The sequence below is a fragment of the Longispora fulva genome, from assembly GCF_015751905.1.
In the GTDB taxonomy this organism is placed as follows: Bacteria; Actinomycetota; Actinomycetes; order Mycobacteriales; family Micromonosporaceae; genus Longispora; species Longispora fulva.
In genome coordinates this window covers 2,164,467-2,180,876 of sequence record NZ_JADOUF010000001.1, presented here as the reverse complement: position 1 = coordinate 2,180,876, position 16,410 = coordinate 2,164,467, and the positions used below count along the sequence as shown (strand labels likewise).

The window sequence follows — 16,410 nt, the reverse complement described above, 5'->3', positions numbered from 1 at the left end:
CTTCCCACATCTGGTACCGTTCCCAAATATGGAAACGCTAACGAACGGCCAGCCCGCAGTGGTGTTCCTGCCGGGCGCCGGAGCGATCGGCCGCGACTACTGGAACGTGCACCGGGCGGCCTCGGACCTGACGACCAGCGTGATCTACGACCGGGCGGGCACCGGCGACGGCGCGCCCGCCCCCTTGCCCCGCAGCTCGACCGAGGTGACCGACGAGCTGCGGGCGTTACTGCGCGCCTCTGGGATCGAAGCGCCCTATCTGTTCGTCGGGCACTCGCTCGGCGGGCTCTACGCGCGGCACTACGCGATCCGGTTCCCCGACGAGGTGGCCGCGCTGCTGCTGCTCGACCCGGCGCACGAGGACTACCGGGCCTACCTCCCGGCGGCGCTCCGGGAGATCCACGACAGGTTCGACGCGGCCGAGGTCGCGGCGTCCTTCGACGATCTGCCCGCCGAGATCATCGGGTTCTACCGGGACCTGTTCGCCCGCGAGCTGGCCGCCTGGCCTGCCGAGGTGCGCGAACCGCTCATCGACTACCACGTCAGCCCGCGCGGCCTCAGGAACGGCCTCCTCGAGGCCAGCAACGTCAACGAGCTCCACGCCGAGGTCCGCGCCGCGGGTGCGTTGCCCGACGTCCCGGTGCTGATCCTGTCGTCCACCAGGGTCGACCCGTTCAAGGCCGCGGTCTCGCAGGGCACCCCCGCGTCGCTGCTCCAGGGCGAGATCGACGGCAAGTTCCGGCTCTTCACCGACTTCGCCGCCTCGCTGCCCCGCGCCGAGGTCCGCCCGGTCGACGGAGGGCACGTCACCCTCCACCTGCGGGGCGAACAGGCCGTCACCGACGCGATCGAGGAGCTGCTCACCTGGCACCGGGCCGCGACCGGGGACGGCGACGCCATCGACCTGCTCGTCGAGCGCGCGGCCGAGCACGGCGACGCGGCGGAGCTGCGCCGCCTCGCCGGCGCGGGCAGCGGGGACGCCGCGGCTCAGCTCGTGGAACTCGCCTGGGAGCGCGACGACGTCACCGAGCTTCGCCGCCTGGCCGCCACCGGGAACGGCGACGCCGCCGACATCCTGACCGAACTCGCCGAGTAGGCGCGCCAGCCGACAGGCACGCCGGCCCGGTGACAAGGGTCTGTCACCGTGGTGCGACCCGGACGAGCTCGTAGGTGAGGTGGGTGAGGCCGTGACCGACGGTCGTGACGTCCAGCAGCCGCATCGGCTTCTTGTCGCGGGTCCCGCCGAACAGGCGCTCGCCTGACCCGAGAACGACCGGGAACACGGTCAGCCGGATCTCGTCCACCAGGTCGTTCTCCAACAACGTGCGGCCGAGCTGATAGCTGGCGTACACGATGATCTCCCCGTCCAGGTCCTGCTTCAGCTTCGTCACCTCCGTCACCGCGTCGCCCCTCAGGACCGTCCCGTTGCCGCCCCAACGGACATCCTCGGCGGTCGAGGACACGATGTACTTGGGCATGGCGCTCAACCGGTCCGCCCACGCGCCGGTCCGGCCGTTCCACCGAGCCGCGAACCACTCGTCGGTCCGCCGACCCAGCAGCATGGCCTCGGAGCGCACCGACTCGGCGAAGGAGATCTCAGACCACTCCGACAGGTCCGTCCCGCCGAACTCGCCGAACCAGCCACCGTGCTGGAAGTCCTCCTTGCCGTCCGGGTCCTGGACCACCCCGTCGAGCGACACATTCGTGCTGATCACGATCTTTCCCATACCGATACTCCTTCGTCGGCGTTGTCACCTGCCACCGATGTAGACACCTCGGCACCGGAAAAGGGGGCGCGCCGGCATCCGCCCCCTTCGCGCCCTGTCCGGTGTCAATACAGGATGAAAGCTCGGCCCGGCACGAAGCGAAGGAGACGTGACAGTGGAGCTGGCGAGAACCGACCTCATTCCCAGGGCGCAGGCCGGGGACGGCGAGGCGTTCCGGACGCTGACCGAGCCGCATCGTCGGGAGCTGCAAGCGCACTGCTACCGGATGCTCGGATCCTTACAGGACGCCGAGGACGCTCTCCAGGACACGTTGCTGTCGGCCTGGCAGGGAATCGCCGGGTTTCAGGAGCGCGCCTCGATCCGCACCTGGCTCTACCGCATCGCCACCACCCGGTGCCTCAACGCGCGCCGCGCGGCCGGCCGGCGCCTGGCCAAGGAGTGGGACATCCCCACGGTCGAACCGCCCGAGCCGACCCGCCTGGGCGAGGTGGTGTGGCTGGAACCCTATCCCGACGCCGTGCTGGTGGGAGCGGTCGACTTACCGCCCGGCCCGGAGGCCCGCTACGAGCAGACCGAAGCCATCTCCCTGGCCTTCGTCACCGCGCTTCAAGTCCTTCCGGCCCGCCAGCTCGCCGTCCTCATCCTGCGGGACGTCCTCGGATTCCACGCCAAGGAGGTGGCCGACATGCTCGACGCGACCGTGGAGTCCGTCAAGAGCGCCCTCAAACGTGCCCGCAGAAGCCTGCAGGACCGCCACCCGTTGACGGGCGACCGCGAACCGCCCCCGGCCTCCGGCTCGCCCGCGGAGGAGGCGGTCGTGGCAGAGTTCGTCCGCGCGTACCAGTCCGCCGATCTCGACGCGCTGGTGGCGCTCCTGACGGACGACGTGTTCATGTCGATGCCGCCGATGCCGTTCGAGTACGAGGGTCGTGACGCGGTGGCCGGCTTCTGCGCCCTGATCCTGGGCTCGGGCCGGGCGTTCGAGCTCGTGCCGACACGAGCCAACGGCCAACCCGCGTTTGGGGCGTACGTGCGCGGCCAGGGCGGTGTCTCTCACGCGACGGGCCTGTTCGTCCTCACGCTGTCCGGCGACCGGATCCGCGCCATGACCCGGTTCGAGAAGGACGTGTTCCCCTGGTTCGGGCTGCCAAGATCGCTCCCGAGCCGCTAGCCGACCCACCCATGACCATCCGTCACGGCGGTGCGTTGATCCGGACAGTGGACACCCAGGGGTTCACGCACTACTGCACCGCCGGTTTCGGAGTCCACTGGAGCGCCGACGGCAACGACTACGTGACCACGGCAGCGCACAGCGGTGGGCAGGGAAATGGAGCCCTGCAGAACTGGGGCAGCACCACGTGGAAGACCGGCGCCGGCGTCGCGATGGGCCCAAGGACTCCGGGCAATGCCCGGCACGACCTGATGTTCATCCGATGTACGTCAAGACCTGGTGATATTCAGGTTCCCCACGGCGAACCGCTGGTGAAGTCCTTTCGGACATGCTCAGCAGGTAGGCGTGGCCGTGCACGTCAACGCGGTCGACGGGCTCCGATGAATGTCGGGGCCCGTCAACTGCGTGAGAGCCCTGTGACTTCTTGTGCTGTCACGGTGCAACCTGGGGGCGCTCCGTGTCCATCAGGGTGAGTAGAGGCAGCGTAGAGGCGGGGATTCGGTGAGTGACGCGGAGTTTGTGGGCTATGTCCGGGAGCGGATGGACTGGCTGCGGAGGGTGGCTCATCTGTTGTGTCCGGACTGGCACGACGCCGATGATCTGGTGCAGGTGACGATCACCCGGTTGTATCTGTACTGGCGGCGGGCGCGGCAGGCCGACAGTGTGGACGCCTATGTCCGCACGATCATGTTGCGGGTGTTTTTGGGCGAGCGCCGGGCCCGGTGGCGCAAACGGGTCCTGCTCGTGGCGGATCCGCCGGAGATGGTCGGGGAGGCGGACCCCACCACGGGGGTGGCGGTCCGCACGGCCCTTGCCGCGGTGCCCGCGCGGCAGCGGGCGACGCTGGTCTTGCGGTTTTACCTGGATCTGTCCGTCGCGGAGACCGCCGATGCCTTGCGCTGCTCGGAAGGGACCGTCAAGAGTCAGACCGCCTGCGGTCTGGCCACCTTGCGCGCACATCTGACCCACCAGGAGAGCTGAATGGACATCCGAGAGATCTTCGCGGCCCGACTGGCCGACCTGCCACCTTCCGCCGTGGACCTCGACCGCGCCGTCAATGACGCCCGCCACACGAGACGAACCCGACGCGTCCTAGCCACTGTCGCGGCCTCTCTGTGCCTGGTCGTCGCAGCCACCGTCGCGGTATGGGGGTTGCCTGGCTCCCACGCTCCCGCCCCGCCGTTCGCGGAGGGCCGCAGCCTGCGGGAGGCGCCCGGCGAGTTCAATCCCCGGGTCCAGTTCGCCCAGCTCGACTGGACTCCTGACCTCCTGCCCGTCCGCTACATCGGCGCGTCCATCAGTAGCTTCCACCTGGCTTCCCGGCCCCCGACATGTCCACTGACCTGCGGCGGGCCTGCCACTGACCCCGATCCGGCCGGCCGGATGTCGTTCACGGCGTTCGCGGCCGGCGCAGGCGACGCCATGGACGTCCTGGCGGGCGAGCCGGTCACCACCCCGGCGCCCGCCGTGCACGGTGCGGCCGCGCACTGGGCCACCCGGTCGAACGACAGCGGCGACACCGCCCGGTTGCGCTGGCAGTACGCGCCACACGCCTGGGCGCAGGTGGAGGTCCGACAGGCCGGCGACCCCAGGGAGGTGGCGCACCGGATCGCCGACGGAGCGCGGTTCGCCACCGGCGGGCTGATCCGGCTGCCCGTGACAGCCGCCCTCGCCGATCAGAGGATCGAGTCCGTGGAACTCGACACGGGCGACCCGTGGCAGGCCACCGTCCTGTACCGCCGGGCCGGAACGCTCGGCAGGGACTACACCAGCGTCACGGTCAAGCCGGGAACCGGCCACGGCGGTGCCACGGTCAACACCACCGTCGACGGACACCCGGCCAGCGCCGACCGCGCCGTGGACAAGACCGTCGGCCACGACCAGGTGACCGTGTTCGACGTGCGGGGTCTGAGCGTCACCGTGCTCGCGACCGCTCGCGAACCGGGCCAGATGCCGGCGGAGGGCACGGCGGCAGCGGTGTTCAGCGGACTCACCCTCTACCCGGACCGGGCCGACTGGCAATGACCCACTGTCACACGGGCCTGTTCGTCAGGTCGGCGTTGCCCGGTCGGTGGGCGGGTGACCCGGCCTGGAACGCGGGGTGGCATCCACGCGAAGAGTCCCACCCCGTGCATGGTGAGCGCCTCTGAGAAGCGCATCTCAGAACCGGCTTCTGGGAGCGGGATCGACTGGAATACTCATGAGATGGTGTATTCCGTGGGAATCTGGACAGTGAAGCCTGGTCATGAGGAAGAGTTCGTGGCCACGTGGCAGGCGTTCGCCGACTGGACGGCTGTCGAGTTCGCGGGGCAGGGCGACGTCGCCCACCTGCTGCGCGACCAGGCTGATCCGCAGCACTACATCAGCTTCGGCGGCTGGCCCGACGCCGACACGCTCGCCCGGTGGCGGTCCAGCCCGCAGTTCGGCGAGCACGTCGGGCGCCTCAGAGCGCACGTGGACGGCTTCGTGCCGGGCACCTACGACGTCGCCGCCGAGATCCACCCGTAGGCCGTCCATTCGGCCCAGTCGACCAAGCCGCCTCCGACCGCGTCAAAAGCCGGTGCGGCCGGCTTCATCGCCCGGCACAATGATCATCCATGAGCGCGAACCCACCGATAGACCTCGTCGAGATCGCAACCGGTCGTTACCAACTACGTCCACCGTCGACCCGTGACGCGGCCGACCTGTGGTCGATGGCCGACGATCCGGCGATCCTGCGCTGGAACATGCAGATCGGTGGACTCCCGCACGAGGCCGCGGCCCGCGAGTGGTGCGAGCGGATGGCTGACTGGAGCGACGGCACGAGGGCGACGTTCATCGTGTCGAACGCGACCGAGGACAGACTTCTGGGGATTGTCGTCCTGCACCACATCGACTCCGCGCAGCAGTCGGCTGAGGTCGGCTACACCGTCGCGCCCTGGGCTCGTGGACGGGGCATCGCGGTGGCCGCGGTGAACTCGATCTGCCGCTGGGGATATGACGCGCTGGACCTGGTCCGGATCGGTCTGCTGCACTCGACCCACAACACGGCGTCATGCCGGGTGGCGGAGAGATCCGGGTTCGCGCTGGAAGGGGTGACCCGGTCCTCGTACCGGTACGCGGACGGGCGACTACACGACGAACATCTGCACGCGCGGCTCCGCACGGACCCGCCGGTGTCCTGAGCGATCCCGTCACGGGCCCTTACTGAACGCGGCGCCGCCTTCCCTCGTCGTGGGCCGGTCGATGTCAACCCGTGTTGCGCCGGTCGACCTTGCCCGACGCGGTGCGGGGCAGTTCGTCGATCACGCGAATCCGCTCTGGCACCATGTGCCGGGGGAGCGTCAACGCGACCTCGCGGCGCAGTGCCCGCGCCGACGGACGTGCCATGCCCGCAGGCACCACGCACGCGACGAGGACATCCTCGCCATGGTCGTTGCGCTCCACCGCCACCACCGCGTCGGCCACCCCCGTGCCGGCCACCCCCGTGCCGGCCCGCAACGCGGCCTCGACCTCGCCGAGTTCGATCCGGAATCCGCGGATCTGCACCTGGTCGTCCAGGCGGCCGTGGTAGACGAGGCTGCCGTGCTCTGCCGACCAGCTCGCCATGTCCCCGGACCGGAAGTACCGGCACGGCTCGCCGTCCAGGCCCGGCAGCACGGGGAAGCGGCTCGCCGTGAGTTCCGGTCGGCCCAGGTAGCCGTCGGCCACTCCCGACCCGCCCACGTGCAGTTCGCCGCGCGCGCCCGCCGGGACCGGCCGGCCTTCCACGTCGAGCAGGAGCACGTCCAGGTGGGGCAGGGGGACGCCGATCAGGGTGCCGGGCCCCGTGAACCGCAGGTCCTCCGTCGTCATCCGGCGGTGGGTGACGTGCACGGTCGTCTCGGTGATGCCGTACATGTTGACCAGTTCGGGTGCGCCCGGGACCAGCCAGCCGGCCAGCGCGGCCGGGTCGACGGACTCCCCGCCGAAGACGACGTACCGCAGGGCCAACATGGCATGGTCGGTCCCGCGGAGGAGGTGGCCGAATACGGACGGCACGGCGTTGAGTACCGTGATCCGTTCCCGGACCAGCAGTTCGACGAACCCGGCCGGAACGACGCGCGCGGAGTCGGGCACGCACACGAGGCGGGCGCCGTGCAGCAGCGCGCCCCACATCTCCCATACCGAGAAGTCGAAACTGTGCGAGTGGAACAGGGTCCACGCGTCAGACGCCAGGAAGGTGAAGTGGCGGGCCGACGCGTCGAACAGGTCCAGGATCTGGCGGTGCCGGACCGGCACGCCTTTGGGCGTACCGGTCGAGCCGGACGTGTAGATGACGTAGGCCGGCGCGTCCGCGTCCACCGGCCAGGACGACGTGGTTCGGTCGGCGGATTCGAACGGGCCGGGCAGGACGGCGGTCCGCACCGCGCCTGCGGCGACCCCGGCCGAACGGTCCGGGGCGTCGACCAGAACCACTGGGACGCCGGAGTCCGCGGTCATCAGGTTCCGCCGGGCCGCCGGGTAGGCCGGGTCGAGCGGGACGTAGGCGCATCCCGCCTTGAGTATCCCGATGATCCCCGCCACGGCCCGCGCGCCGCGGGACACGCTCAACCCCACCAGCTGCCCCTCCCGGACGCCCTCCGCGAGCAGCCGGGCGTGCACCGCGTCGGACCAGCGGTCCAGGTCCGCGTAGCTGAGTGACAGTGCGCCGTCGACGACAGCGGGTGCCCCGGGCGCGGCGGCGACCCTGGCCGCGAACCGGGCGACCAGCGAATCCATCGCCGCGCTCACGGCCGGTGGCCCAGCCGGAGGCCCTGCACGCTCCGGAAGGTGCGCCCGCGCGGTGCGAGGTCGGTCGGTGCGGTGGTCCACAGGTCCGCCAACCGGCCGAGCAGCTCATGGACCAGGGTCTCCAACTCCGCCTGGGCCAGGGCTGATCCGAGGCAGTGGTGCCTGCCGACCCCGAAGGTCATCGGCACGTGGCGTTCGCGGCCCGAGTCCCACGTGTCGGGGTCGGCGAACACGTCGGGGTCGCGGTTGGCGCTGGCGAGGCACACCTGCACCGGGGCGCCGGCCGGGATCGCGCAACCGGCCAGCTCCACGTCCGCCGCCGCGTAGCGCAAGGTGACGTGCAGCGGCGGCTCGTGGCGGAGCGTCTCGGCCACCACGGCGGGCACGCGCGACGGGTTCGCGCGCAACGACGCCCACAGCCCGGGCGTGCCCGCCACCCGCGCGAGGAGGTTGATGACGGCCGAGCAGGTCGTTTCCGTCGCGGCGGCGAGGAGCAGGATCGCATTGTCGACGATCTCCCCGTCGGTGAGCGTCCTCGACTCGACCATGCCGCGCAGCATCGCTTCGCGGTCCAGCCCGAGGTCGATGGTGTCGCGCAGGTAGGCGCGGAGCCGGTCACGACACCCCACCACGTCGGCGTAGCCCACCGTGGCGTGGTCGACGAACAGGATCAAGGGCCGCATCATCTGGTACAGCAGCCGGTCGTCGTCCTCGGGGAGGCCCAGGATCCGGCAGGCCACCCGGGTGGGCAGCCGCCACGCGAGCTCGTCGAGCCAGTCGGGCCGCCCCGACGGCAGCAGTTCGTCCACCAGGCTCCGCACAATGTCGGAGATGACCTGCTGGTACCCGAGCACCGTCCTGGGCCGGAACGGTTCGGTGAGCGAGCCGCGCAGCCGGGCGTGGACGACCCCCTCGCTGTCGAGCGCCGAGGGGCCGAACGCGACCCTGCTACGCCGGAACGGGTGGTGTGCGGTGAAGTCCTGCGACGTCAGCACGTGCCTGACGTGTCGGTAGCCGAAGACGAAGTAGCAGTTCATCGCCTCCGAGTAGGTGACCGGCTCGTGGCGTCGGTGCCAGTCGTACAGCGGCCACGGGTTCGTCTGGAATCCGGGATCGGTGAAGTCGAGCCGGGCCGCCGGCCGGTCAGGTGCGCGCACCGGGAGCTCCCAGAGCGTTCGCCAGCTGGTACATCTCGCGGAGGGTGAAGAACCGTTCGAGGCCGTGCCGGGCGACGTCGACGCGGTGGCCGACGAGTGTCTCGAAGTGCGCGACGATCCGCACCACCGACATGGACGTGACCAGGCCCTCGTCGAACAGGTTGTCGTCTGGTCCGATGTCCGGCGCCCCGGCCTCGTCGTCGAGCTGGCTGAGGAAGGCCGTCATGTTCTGGTAGAAGGCCGCTTCGGTCATGGCCGTTTCCTTTGCTCTCGGTGCTGTCGCTGTGTCAAGGGGGATCACGCCTGCACCAGTTCCTCGGTCGTCGACGGCGTGCGGTGGTCGTGGTCGGGGAGGTCGGTGTCCACGTCGCGGATGGCCGGTACCAGGAACGCGGCCACGCCGACGAGGGTGCCGACGGCTCCGGTACCCAGGAAGACGAGTGCCATGCCCCCGCCGGGGCCGGGCGTCACCAGCCCGCCGAAAACCGCCGCCAGTGCCCCGCCCTCACGCATGCCGGGCTCCAGCACCCGGTCGACGAGCGGGCCGACCGCACCCAATGCGATCGGCAGCGACAGGTTGTCGAGGAACTGGCGCGCCCCGAACACCCGGCCTTGCATGCCGGTGTCGACCTTTCGCTGCCAGATCGCGTCGAGGTACCCGCGCAGGAACGGCATGCACAACCAGGCGCTGAACCAGCCGGCCGCCCACCACAGCGGGCCGTCGCCGACGCCCAGGACGAGCCGCCCGAGGAGCATGTAGACGATGATCGCCGCCAGTGCCCCCCGGATCCGCCGGGCCGGGGACGGCAACGCGGTCATCACCAGGCCGCCGACGACGCCGCCGACGGCCCCCACGGTCTGGACCAGGCCGGCGGCAACCTCGTCGTCCCCGGTGCGCAGCAGCACCATAGGGGTGAGGACCTGCCATCCCATCGCGGAGATCAGGCTGATCGCGAAGAACGTGAGCTGGATGCCGAGCAGCCCGCGGCGTCCGGCGATGTAGCGGAACCCCGACCAGGCACCCGACCACAGCCCCTGCCGCCGGGCGGCGCCCCGGTCGCCGGCGTCCGGAATCGCCGCGCAGAACGCGGTGCCGACGGCCACGAGGGAGGCGGCGAGCGCGCCGAGGACGACCCCCTCGATGCCGACGAGTTGCAAGACGGCGGCGCCCGAGGCCGGGGCGAGGATGCTCGGGATGGACTCGGCCATCGACCGCATCGCATTGGCCCTGACGTAGTGCTTCTCGTCGACCATCACGGCGATCGTCGCCGAGTACGCGGGGCCCTGGAACGCGACGAACGCTCCGATCACGGCGTTCGCCGCGTACAGCTGCCACACCTCGACGCCGCCGGTGGCGAAGAGGATCGCGAGCACGAGAAGTACGACGCCTGAGCCCGCGTCGCTGGCCACGATGGTCAGGCGGCGGGGCAACCGGTCGATCGCGGCGCCCGCGAACGGGCTGCACGCCATGGTCGCGACGAACGCGGTCATGGTCATCGCGGCCAGGTCGACCGTGCTGTGCGTGCGCTGGAACAACCAGATGCCGAAGGCGAAGGCGACCATGCGGGCCCCGCTGACCGACATCACCTGCCCGGCCCACAGGACGGTGTAGCCCCGCATGCCCGAGGGACGGCGCGGACTCATCTCACACCAGCCCTTCGAGGTGGAAGCACGCGCTCACGTAGGCGGCCACGCCCTCGTCGTCGCAGTCCCCAGCCACCGCGTCGGCGACCGCGCGTACTTCCGGTTCCGCGTTGGCGACGGCGACCCCGTGGCCGGCCCAGCGCAGCATCTCCAGGTCGGCACCCGCGTCGCCGAACGCGAGGACCTCAGCGGCGGAGACGCCGCGTTCGGAGCACAGCGCCCGCAGTGCGGACACCTTGCTCACATCGGGACGGGTGAGGTCCACGAAGCCGACGGTGCTGTGCACGATCCGGGCCCTGCCGAGCAGGAGGCCGTCGGCGACCGCCGCGAAGTCGCGTTCACCGCCGCGTGGGGCGCGGGCGAACAACTTCAGCACGGGGCGGTCCATGCTCCCCGTGGCCGCGGTCCGCCAACCGGCCGGTGTGCCGGCGGGGAAGTAGCCGGGTTCGACGACAACGTCGCCGGGAACCTCCGACGTGTTCCACCCGAAGCGCACGCCGGGCACCGCCGCCCGCAATTCGTGCACGAGGTGCGCGCACACCGAGGGGCCGAGGGGCTGTTCGTGCAGGAACCGGCCGGTGGGCAACTCGTACCAGGCCGCCCCGGCGCAGACGATCGCCAGGTCGACCGCAGACCGGGGCACGTCCAACGCGAGGACGGCACTCGGGTGCCGCGCGGTGACGAACACGGTCTCGACACCCCGGCCGCGCAGGTGGCGAAGCACCTCCACGGTGCCCGCCGGCAGCGAACCGTCGGAACGCAGCAGGGTGCCGTCCAGATCCGTGGCGACCAGCCGGTACGGCGGCGTCACAGCCCCAGCTCCGACAACCGGCTGCTCGGCCGGGTCGGCCACAGGTTCAGCAGCCTGACATAGTCGGCCAGGAACGTCTCGGCCCAGGGCGCGCCGTAGAAGTCCGTACGGTACCGGAACTCCAGCACGAGCGAGTCGGCCTTCTCCCGCGCGATGAGGCGCAGGCCGCCGCGGGGCACCTCGGACACCGGGACGCGGGCGGTGCGTACCCGCAGACGCGCGGGTTGCCGCAGTGCGGCACCCCAGTCCTGGGCCATGTCGAAGTTGATGTACCGGGGCACGTCCGCCTGCCCGAACCGGTGCCTGATGCCGTACTGCCCGGGGCTGAGCTCGCGGGTGATCAACGCGTGCGGCACCTCCTGGTGGCACAGCGCGCCGAACACGACCTGTGCCTCCCGGGTAGCGAGCTCGGCGAGAGTGGGGTCGCCGGCAAGGTTCGTGCGCAGCACCGTGGGGGTGGCGAAGTAGCCGACGACGTCCTTCATGGCCCGGTGGCCGCGGTTGCTCAGCGAGCCGAGCACGGCGACGTCCGCCGCGTCGTCGTCCCGCAGTCGCCGTCGGCGGCCGTGCACGACCGCCTTGAGCGCGGCGGACAGCACCGCGAACAGCGAGACCCGCCCGGCACGGGCGGTCCGGTCCAGGGCGTCGCGCAGGTCGGTCGGGATGGCGGCCTTGCGGAGCGCCAGCCCGGCCGTTCGCCCGGCCGGTGCGTCGGGGTCGGTGAGGCCGGAGGCGGGGATCGCGTCGATGCCGGCCAACGCGTTGCGCCAGTGGCCCATCAGCCGCTCCAGCGGTTCGCCGCGCAGGTAGGCGCGTTCCCACGTCGCGTAGTCGGCGAACTGCAGGTCGAGCGGGGACAGGTCGGGGCCCTGGCCGGTCTCCCGGTCGTAGAGGGCGAGCAGGTCGCGCTGCAGGATCTGGCAGGACAGGCCGTCGACCAGGATGTGGTCGAGCGTCAGTCCCAGGATGTGCTCGGCGTCGGAGATCCTGGCCAGGGTGGCCCGGAACAGCGGACCACCGGCCAGGTCGAACGGCACCTGCGCGGCCTGTGCCAACGCCGCGAGCGCCTGCTCCACGCCGCCGAAGGCGGGCAGGCGACGCAGGGTGATGTCCCGGCCGTCGGTCACGGCGATCCGGCAGCCGGCCGGGTCCTCGGGGAAGGTCGACCGCAGCATCTCGTGCCGCGCGACGAGCGCGGCGACCGCCCGTTCCAGGGCGCCGACGTCCAGCGGGCCGAGCAGGTGCAGCCCGATCGCGACGGAATTGTTCGGCACGTGGATACCGCGCCCGACCAGCAGGCGCTCCTCCTGGGTGAACGACGCCGGCATCCAGCCTCCGCGGTCGACCCGGCCCAGTGGTGGGCGTCCGAGCATGGTTGTTCTCCAGACAGGTGTGGTGGCTCAGCCGGCGAGGTGGCTGATGAGTGCGGTGGTGGAGATGAGGTGTACGCCGAGGCCGGCGATCTCGCTCAGGCCGGTGTCGGTGGTGCGGGAGACCGCGTCGGGGACGAGGATGACGCGGTAGTCGCGTTCGCTGGCCTCGATGATGCTGGCTCGGGGACAGTTGGGCAGGTTGCATCCGGCGAATACCAGGGTGTCCACGCCGAGGGTCCGTAGCAGTTCGTCGAGTGTCGTGCCGTAGAAGGCTCCCCACCGGGGTTTGAACAGCGCGTACTCGTCCGGTCCCAGGACCTGGGGTTCGCCGGCGCGGAGGGCGTCAGGGTCGAGTTCCGGTGCGTTCGGCGGTGCGAGGCCGTCGGCGAGTTGGCTGCCGGGTGTGCCGGGCGCGACGAGCTGTACACCGCTTTCCAGAAGTCTGCGTCGGGATGGTTCTGCGTTGGCGCCGCCGACGTCGTAGAGCCGGACGATGTGGATCACGGGGCGTCGGGCCGCCCGGAACGCGGCGATCACCGCCCGGAGGTTGGGCAGGACCTCGGTCGTGCCGGGCACGCCGTGGGGCGCCTCGGAAAGGAAGTCGCGTTGCACGTCGATCGTGACGAGCGTGGCGGAGTCGAAGTGCGGCGCGGTGTAGGGATCATCAAAGGTCATGAGGACACCCCGGCGAAGAAGCGCCGCTCGATCGTCGCCAGCGTCCGGAAGTCCTCGATGGTGACGCTCTGCAGGTCGATCGGCCTCCCGGTCAGTTCCTCCAGCAGGTAGATGAACTCCAGGAAGGCCAGGGAGTCGATGACCCGGCCCTCGATCAGGTCCTCGTCGGGGGCCGGGGTCCGCGCGAGTTCGGGGTTCCGGTCCCGGATCCAGGCGACGACGTCGTCCATTATGGGTGCGCTCCTTCAGTGGTTGCCTCGTGTGTCCGTCCGATCAGGAGCTTCGCGGACGGCTCCGCCGCCGGGAACTCCCGCACATCCGTCAGGCCCGCCTGGGCCATCAGCTCCGCCATCTCGGCCGTCGTGTAACTGCGCCCGCCGTCCCACAGGACGAGCGCGGACAGGTTGTGCAGCGTGGTGAACACCGGTGAGGTGCGGTCCTCGTCGAGGAAGTGACCGTGCACCAGCACCCGGCCGCGGTCGACCAGCGCGGCGCGCGCCCGGCGCAGAATGTCCAGGCAGTGCGCCGGGCTCTCCTGGTGCAGCACATTGGACAGCAGCACCACGTCGACCCCGGAACCGAAGGAGTCCCTGTAGTAGTCACCGGCCCGCACGGTCACCCGGTCGGCGAACCCGGCGTCCTCGACCGTCCGTCGGGTCAGCGGAACGACGGACTCCAGGTCCACCACCTCGCACCGCACGTCGTCCCACGCGCGGCAGAACGCGACGCTGTACGTCCCGGCCCCGCCGCCGACATCCACGAGGGTCCGGGCGCCGAGCTGGTCGATCGACCGGGCCAGCGCGTCGGCGGACCGCGCGTTGTACTCGTGCATGCCGAGAATGAAGTCCTCCGCGTAGGCGGGGTCGTCGCCGAGGCGCAGCGCGCGTTCCTCCACCGACCCGCCCCTGCGCAGCGCCTCGGTGACATTCCCCCACGGCTCGTACCAGCGCGACATCACCCGCGCCCACCGCACCACCGACTCGGTGGAGCCGGTAGTGAGCAGCCGCTGGGTGTGGCCGGCGTTGGCGTAGATCCCGTCGGCGGAGCGGGTGAGCAGCCGGACCGCCACGCAGGCGTCCAGCAGGCGCAGAGCCGGGCCGGCCTCCAGCCCGCAACGGTCGCCGACCGGGCCGGCCGGCAACGGTTCGGCGGCGAGCGCGTCGAAGACCCCGGTTCGCACGGCGGCGAACAGCACCTGGGACTGCCAGTACCCGAAGGCGAGTTGGTTGATCTGTGCCATTCCCAGGTCAACGGCCATGTGTGTTCGACTCCTTGAGTGCGTGCAGGAAACCGGTGCGCAGGTCGGTCACGATCCGGGCCGCGCCCGTCACGGCGGTGACGGCGACGCAGCCGGTGCCGGCGTACCGGGCCATCTCGTCCACGCCGCCCTCCGCCTCCGCCGTCGGCGCGGCGGCGGAACCACGGGGGACCGGCTGCCGGCCCCCGGCGACGGTCGTCCAGGCGATGAACGACGAGGGCAACGGGGCCGGGCTGTCGGTCACGACCCCACGGAGCACCCGGTGCCTGCGGCCGGGCCATCCGATGTCGAACCGGTCGGTGATAACCGTGTCGCCGGGGCTTGCGGCCACCAGGGCCTGCTTGTAGCGCGGATGGGCGCCCGACTCGACGGCCGCGACGAACGCCGTCCCGCACATCCAGCCGGCCGCCCCTTGCTGGGACGCCGCCGCCAATTCGGCCCCGTGGCTCAGCCCGCCCGCGGCCAGGAGGGGCACGCCGAGCCCCCGACCGGCGGTCTCGGCGAGCAGCGCGGACCTGGTCAGCCGTCCGAGGAGATGACCGCCGGCCTCGGTGCCCTGCAACGCCACCACGGCGCAGCCGAGGTCAGTCGCGCGGGCCGCGTCGTCGGCGGTGCCCACCTGGACGAGCAGCCGGTAGGGACCGCCCCGCAGTGCCTCGGCCAGCCAGCGGGGCGGCAGGCCGTAGCTGTTGAGCACGGCCGTCCGGCCCGCCGGGAGGCCGCCGAGGGCCGCGTCGAGCTGGCGGCGCAGTAGGGCCTCGCCCGCCACCTCCGGGATGACGTTCACGCCGAAGGCGCGCCCCGTGCGCTCCGCGGTCTCGGCCACCAAGTCCCGGGACCGCTCGGCGTCGAGCTTGTACAGCGCGATGGTGCCCAACGCCCCCGCCTCGCACACGGCGACCGCGAGGTCGGGGTTCGCGATCCCACCCATCCCCGCCTGGACGAGGGGGAACTCCACCCCGAGCGCGCGGGCTCCGTCGGCGATGTCAGCCACGGGCGAGCCTGTCCCGTGCGGCCTCCGCCGATCCGTGGGCGAGGGTGAGCGCGTGGATCCACCGTTCGATCCCGAACGCCGTGCAACTGCTGTACGCCGCCCGGCCCTCATGGGTGATGTCCAGCCGGGTGCCGAAGAAGTTGCGGTGCCGGTTCACGGAGGCGATGGCCGTGCCGTCGGGGGCGAGGAACTCGTGCTTGACCGGGTCGAGCGCGGTCAGCGTCGCCCGGGAGCCGTCCGTGTCGTAGAACGGGTCGTTGGCGGCGACCACCGTCAGTTCCAGACCGGCGAGCGCGGCGAACTGTTCGATGAAGGTGCGCGACACCTTCAGGTGCGCGTCGGCGCCGTCCTGAGTGCCCACGTAGACGACCTCCCGCATGTGGAAGCCCCACAGCCGGCGCAGCCCGTCGAAGTGGTCCTCGTTGCGGTAGCACCTGCCGACGGCGGTGAGCCGGACCTCCGTCGCCAGCTGCTGGTCGCGCAGGGCGAGCAGCACGCCGTAGCACGTGGCCGAGGGCAGGACGAATCCCGTCGACTGCCGCAGACCGTCGGCTAGGTCGCCGACGGGCATCCCGCTTCCCAACGCCTCGACGGCGGGCGGGGAGAACCGGTCGGCCGTCACGCACAGGTGCGGAAAGTTCTTGAAGTAGTCGAGCTCGGCGAGGCCCGCGACGGGCAGCAACGCGGGCGGGACCACCTCGGGGGCGAGCACCTGGGCGGCGAGCCGCAGGAACGCTGCCTCGAGATCGTTGCGCAGCGCCGTCTGCGCGGGGTCGAGCACCGCGAGGCCGGCACCAGGGCTGGCGAGCGTGAAACCATCGGGGGATACGCGCATGGCGGATGACCTC

General features: G+C 71.2%; 18 protein-coding genes. 6 read left to right on the top strand and 12 right to left on the bottom strand.

The window, feature by feature from the left end; all coding sequences use genetic code 11:
• Nucleotides 1–28 precede the first annotated feature (28 nt).
• Nucleotides 29–1,096 carry an alpha/beta fold hydrolase gene (locus tag IW245_RS09660; protein WP_197002832.1) on the top strand — a complete coding sequence of 356 codons (1,068 nt, stop codon included), beginning with the start codon at nt 29–31 and terminating at the stop codon, nt 1,094–1,096.
• Between the two features lie 43 nt (nt 1,097–1,139).
• On the opposite strand, the gene IW245_RS09655 is transcribed toward IW245_RS09660, so the two are convergent.
• Nucleotides 1,140–1,727, bottom strand: a complete 588-nt coding sequence (locus IW245_RS09655; protein ID WP_197002831.1) for a dihydrofolate reductase family protein — start codon at nt 1,725–1,727, stop codon at nt 1,140–1,142.
• Between the two features lie 154 nt (nt 1,728–1,881).
• Here IW245_RS09655 and IW245_RS09650 point away from each other — a divergent pair, with 154 nt between their 5' ends.
• From IW245_RS09650 to IW245_RS09630, 5 genes are all read left to right on the top strand, one after another.
• On the top strand, nt 1,882–2,898 hold the full coding sequence (locus IW245_RS09650; RefSeq protein ID WP_233472415.1) for a sigma-70 family RNA polymerase sigma factor: 1,017 nt from the start codon (nt 1,882–1,884) through the stop codon (nt 2,896–2,898).
• 501 nt (nt 2,899–3,399) lie between these two features.
• Nucleotides 3,400–3,879 carry a SigE family RNA polymerase sigma factor gene (locus IW245_RS09645; RefSeq protein WP_233472417.1) on the top strand — a complete coding sequence of 160 codons (480 nt, stop codon included), beginning with the start codon at nt 3,400–3,402 and terminating at the stop codon, nt 3,877–3,879.
• Nucleotides 3,880–4,923 (top strand): hypothetical protein, encoded by a 1,044-nt coding sequence (locus IW245_RS09640; RefSeq protein ID WP_197002829.1) that lies wholly within the window; start codon nt 3,880–3,882, stop codon nt 4,921–4,923.
• Between the two features lie 108 nt (nt 4,924–5,031).
• Nucleotides 5,032–5,406: a putative quinol monooxygenase gene (locus IW245_RS09635; RefSeq protein WP_307788875.1), complete on the top strand. Its 375-nt coding sequence runs from the start codon at nt 5,032–5,034 to the stop codon at nt 5,404–5,406.
• A gap of 89 nt (nt 5,407–5,495) precedes the next feature.
• Entirely contained in the window at nt 5,496–6,062 is a 567-nt protein-coding gene (locus tag IW245_RS09630) for a GNAT family N-acetyltransferase (protein ID WP_231398732.1), read from the top strand.
• 64 nt (nt 6,063–6,126) lie between these two features.
• Here IW245_RS09630 and IW245_RS09625 read toward each other — a convergent pair whose 3' ends face one another.
• The 11 genes from IW245_RS09625 to IW245_RS09575 form a co-directional block, all read right to left on the bottom strand.
• Nucleotides 6,127–7,638, bottom strand: coding sequence for an amino acid adenylation domain-containing protein (locus IW245_RS09625; protein WP_197002827.1), 1,512 nt, complete (start codon nt 7,636–7,638; stop codon nt 6,127–6,129).
• Nucleotides 7,639–7,646: 8 nt separating this feature from the next.
• Nucleotides 7,647–8,807, bottom strand: coding sequence for a cytochrome P450 (locus IW245_RS42125; protein WP_197002826.1), 1,161 nt, complete (start codon nt 8,805–8,807; stop codon nt 7,647–7,649).
• Entirely contained in the window at nt 8,794–9,060 is a 267-nt protein-coding gene (locus IW245_RS09615; protein WP_197002825.1) for a phosphopantetheine-binding protein, read from the bottom strand. Before IW245_RS09615 ends, IW245_RS42125 begins: the two co-directional genes overlap by 14 nt.
• Before the next feature lie 44 nt (nt 9,061–9,104).
• Nucleotides 9,105–10,451 (bottom strand): MFS transporter, encoded by a 1,347-nt coding sequence (locus IW245_RS09610; RefSeq protein WP_197002824.1) that lies wholly within the window; start codon nt 10,449–10,451, stop codon nt 9,105–9,107.
• A gap of 1 nt (nt 10,452) precedes the next feature.
• Nucleotides 10,453–11,262: an HAD family hydrolase gene (locus IW245_RS09605; protein ID WP_197002823.1), complete on the bottom strand. Its 810-nt coding sequence runs from the start codon at nt 11,260–11,262 to the stop codon at nt 10,453–10,455.
• Nucleotides 11,259–12,590 (bottom strand): condensation domain-containing protein, encoded by a 1,332-nt coding sequence (locus IW245_RS09600; protein ID WP_197002822.1) that lies wholly within the window; start codon nt 12,588–12,590, stop codon nt 11,259–11,261. Before IW245_RS09600 ends, IW245_RS09605 begins: the two co-directional genes overlap by 4 nt.
• Before the next feature lie 72 nt (nt 12,591–12,662).
• Nucleotides 12,663–13,310, bottom strand: coding sequence for a cysteine hydrolase family protein (locus tag IW245_RS09595; protein ID WP_197002821.1), 648 nt, complete (start codon nt 13,308–13,310; stop codon nt 12,663–12,665).
• Nucleotides 13,307–13,540: a hypothetical protein gene (locus tag IW245_RS09590; protein WP_197002820.1), complete on the bottom strand. Its 234-nt coding sequence runs from the start codon at nt 13,538–13,540 to the stop codon at nt 13,307–13,309. The genes IW245_RS09595 and IW245_RS09590 overlap by 4 nt, the downstream gene beginning before the upstream one ends.
• A complete protein-coding gene (locus IW245_RS09585) occupies nt 13,540–14,568 on the bottom strand; it encodes a methyltransferase (RefSeq protein ID WP_197002819.1) in 1,029 nt (342 codons plus the stop codon). Before IW245_RS09585 ends, IW245_RS09590 begins: the two co-directional genes overlap by 1 nt.
• Entirely contained in the window at nt 14,558–15,562 is a 1,005-nt protein-coding gene (locus IW245_RS09580) for an NAD(P)H-dependent flavin oxidoreductase (RefSeq protein ID WP_197002818.1), read from the bottom strand. Before IW245_RS09580 ends, IW245_RS09585 begins: the two co-directional genes overlap by 11 nt.
• Nucleotides 15,555–16,397 carry an aminoacyl--tRNA ligase-related protein gene (locus tag IW245_RS09575; RefSeq protein ID WP_197002817.1) on the bottom strand — a complete coding sequence of 281 codons (843 nt, stop codon included), beginning with the start codon at nt 16,395–16,397 and terminating at the stop codon, nt 15,555–15,557. The genes IW245_RS09580 and IW245_RS09575 overlap by 8 nt, the downstream gene beginning before the upstream one ends.
• Nucleotides 16,398–16,410: the final 13 nt, after the last annotated feature.

Coding starts and splice junctions, on each gene's coding strand:
- IW245_RS09630 (WP_231398732.1), top strand. CDS start 5,496: ATGAGCGCGAACCCACCGATAGACCTCGTCGAGATCGCAACCGGTCGT.
- IW245_RS09660 (WP_197002832.1), top strand. CDS start 29: ATGGAAACGCTAACGAACGGCCAGCCCGCAGTGGTGTTCCTGCCGGGC.
- IW245_RS09595 (WP_197002821.1), bottom strand. CDS start 13,310: ATGACCTTTGATGATCCCTACACCGCGCCGCACTTCGACTCCGCCACG.
- IW245_RS09615 (WP_197002825.1), bottom strand. CDS start 9,060: ATGACCGAAGCGGCCTTCTACCAGAACATGACGGCCTTCCTCAGCCAG.
- IW245_RS09585 (WP_197002819.1), bottom strand. CDS start 14,568: ATGGCCGTTGACCTGGGAATGGCACAGATCAACCAACTCGCCTTCGGG.
- IW245_RS09655 (WP_197002831.1), bottom strand. CDS start 1,727: ATGGGAAAGATCGTGATCAGCACGAATGTGTCGCTCGACGGGGTGGTC.
- IW245_RS09640 (WP_197002829.1), top strand. CDS start 3,880: ATGGACATCCGAGAGATCTTCGCGGCCCGACTGGCCGACCTGCCACCT.
- IW245_RS09610 (WP_197002824.1), bottom strand. CDS start 10,451: ATGAGTCCGCGCCGTCCCTCGGGCATGCGGGGCTACACCGTCCTGTGG.
- IW245_RS09590 (WP_197002820.1), bottom strand. CDS start 13,540: ATGGACGACGTCGTCGCCTGGATCCGGGACCGGAACCCCGAACTCGCG.
- IW245_RS09635 (WP_307788875.1), top strand. CDS start 5,032: ATGGTGAGCGCCTCTGAGAAGCGCATCTCAGAACCGGCTTCTGGGAGC.
- IW245_RS09575 (WP_197002817.1), bottom strand. CDS start 16,397: ATGCGCGTATCCCCCGATGGTTTCACGCTCGCCAGCCCTGGTGCCGGC.
- IW245_RS09600 (WP_197002822.1), bottom strand. CDS start 12,590: ATGCCGGCGTCGTTCACCCAGGAGGAGCGCCTGCTGGTCGGGCGCGGT.
- IW245_RS09625 (WP_197002827.1), bottom strand. CDS start 7,638: ATGGATTCGCTGGTCGCCCGGTTCGCGGCCAGGGTCGCCGCCGCGCCC.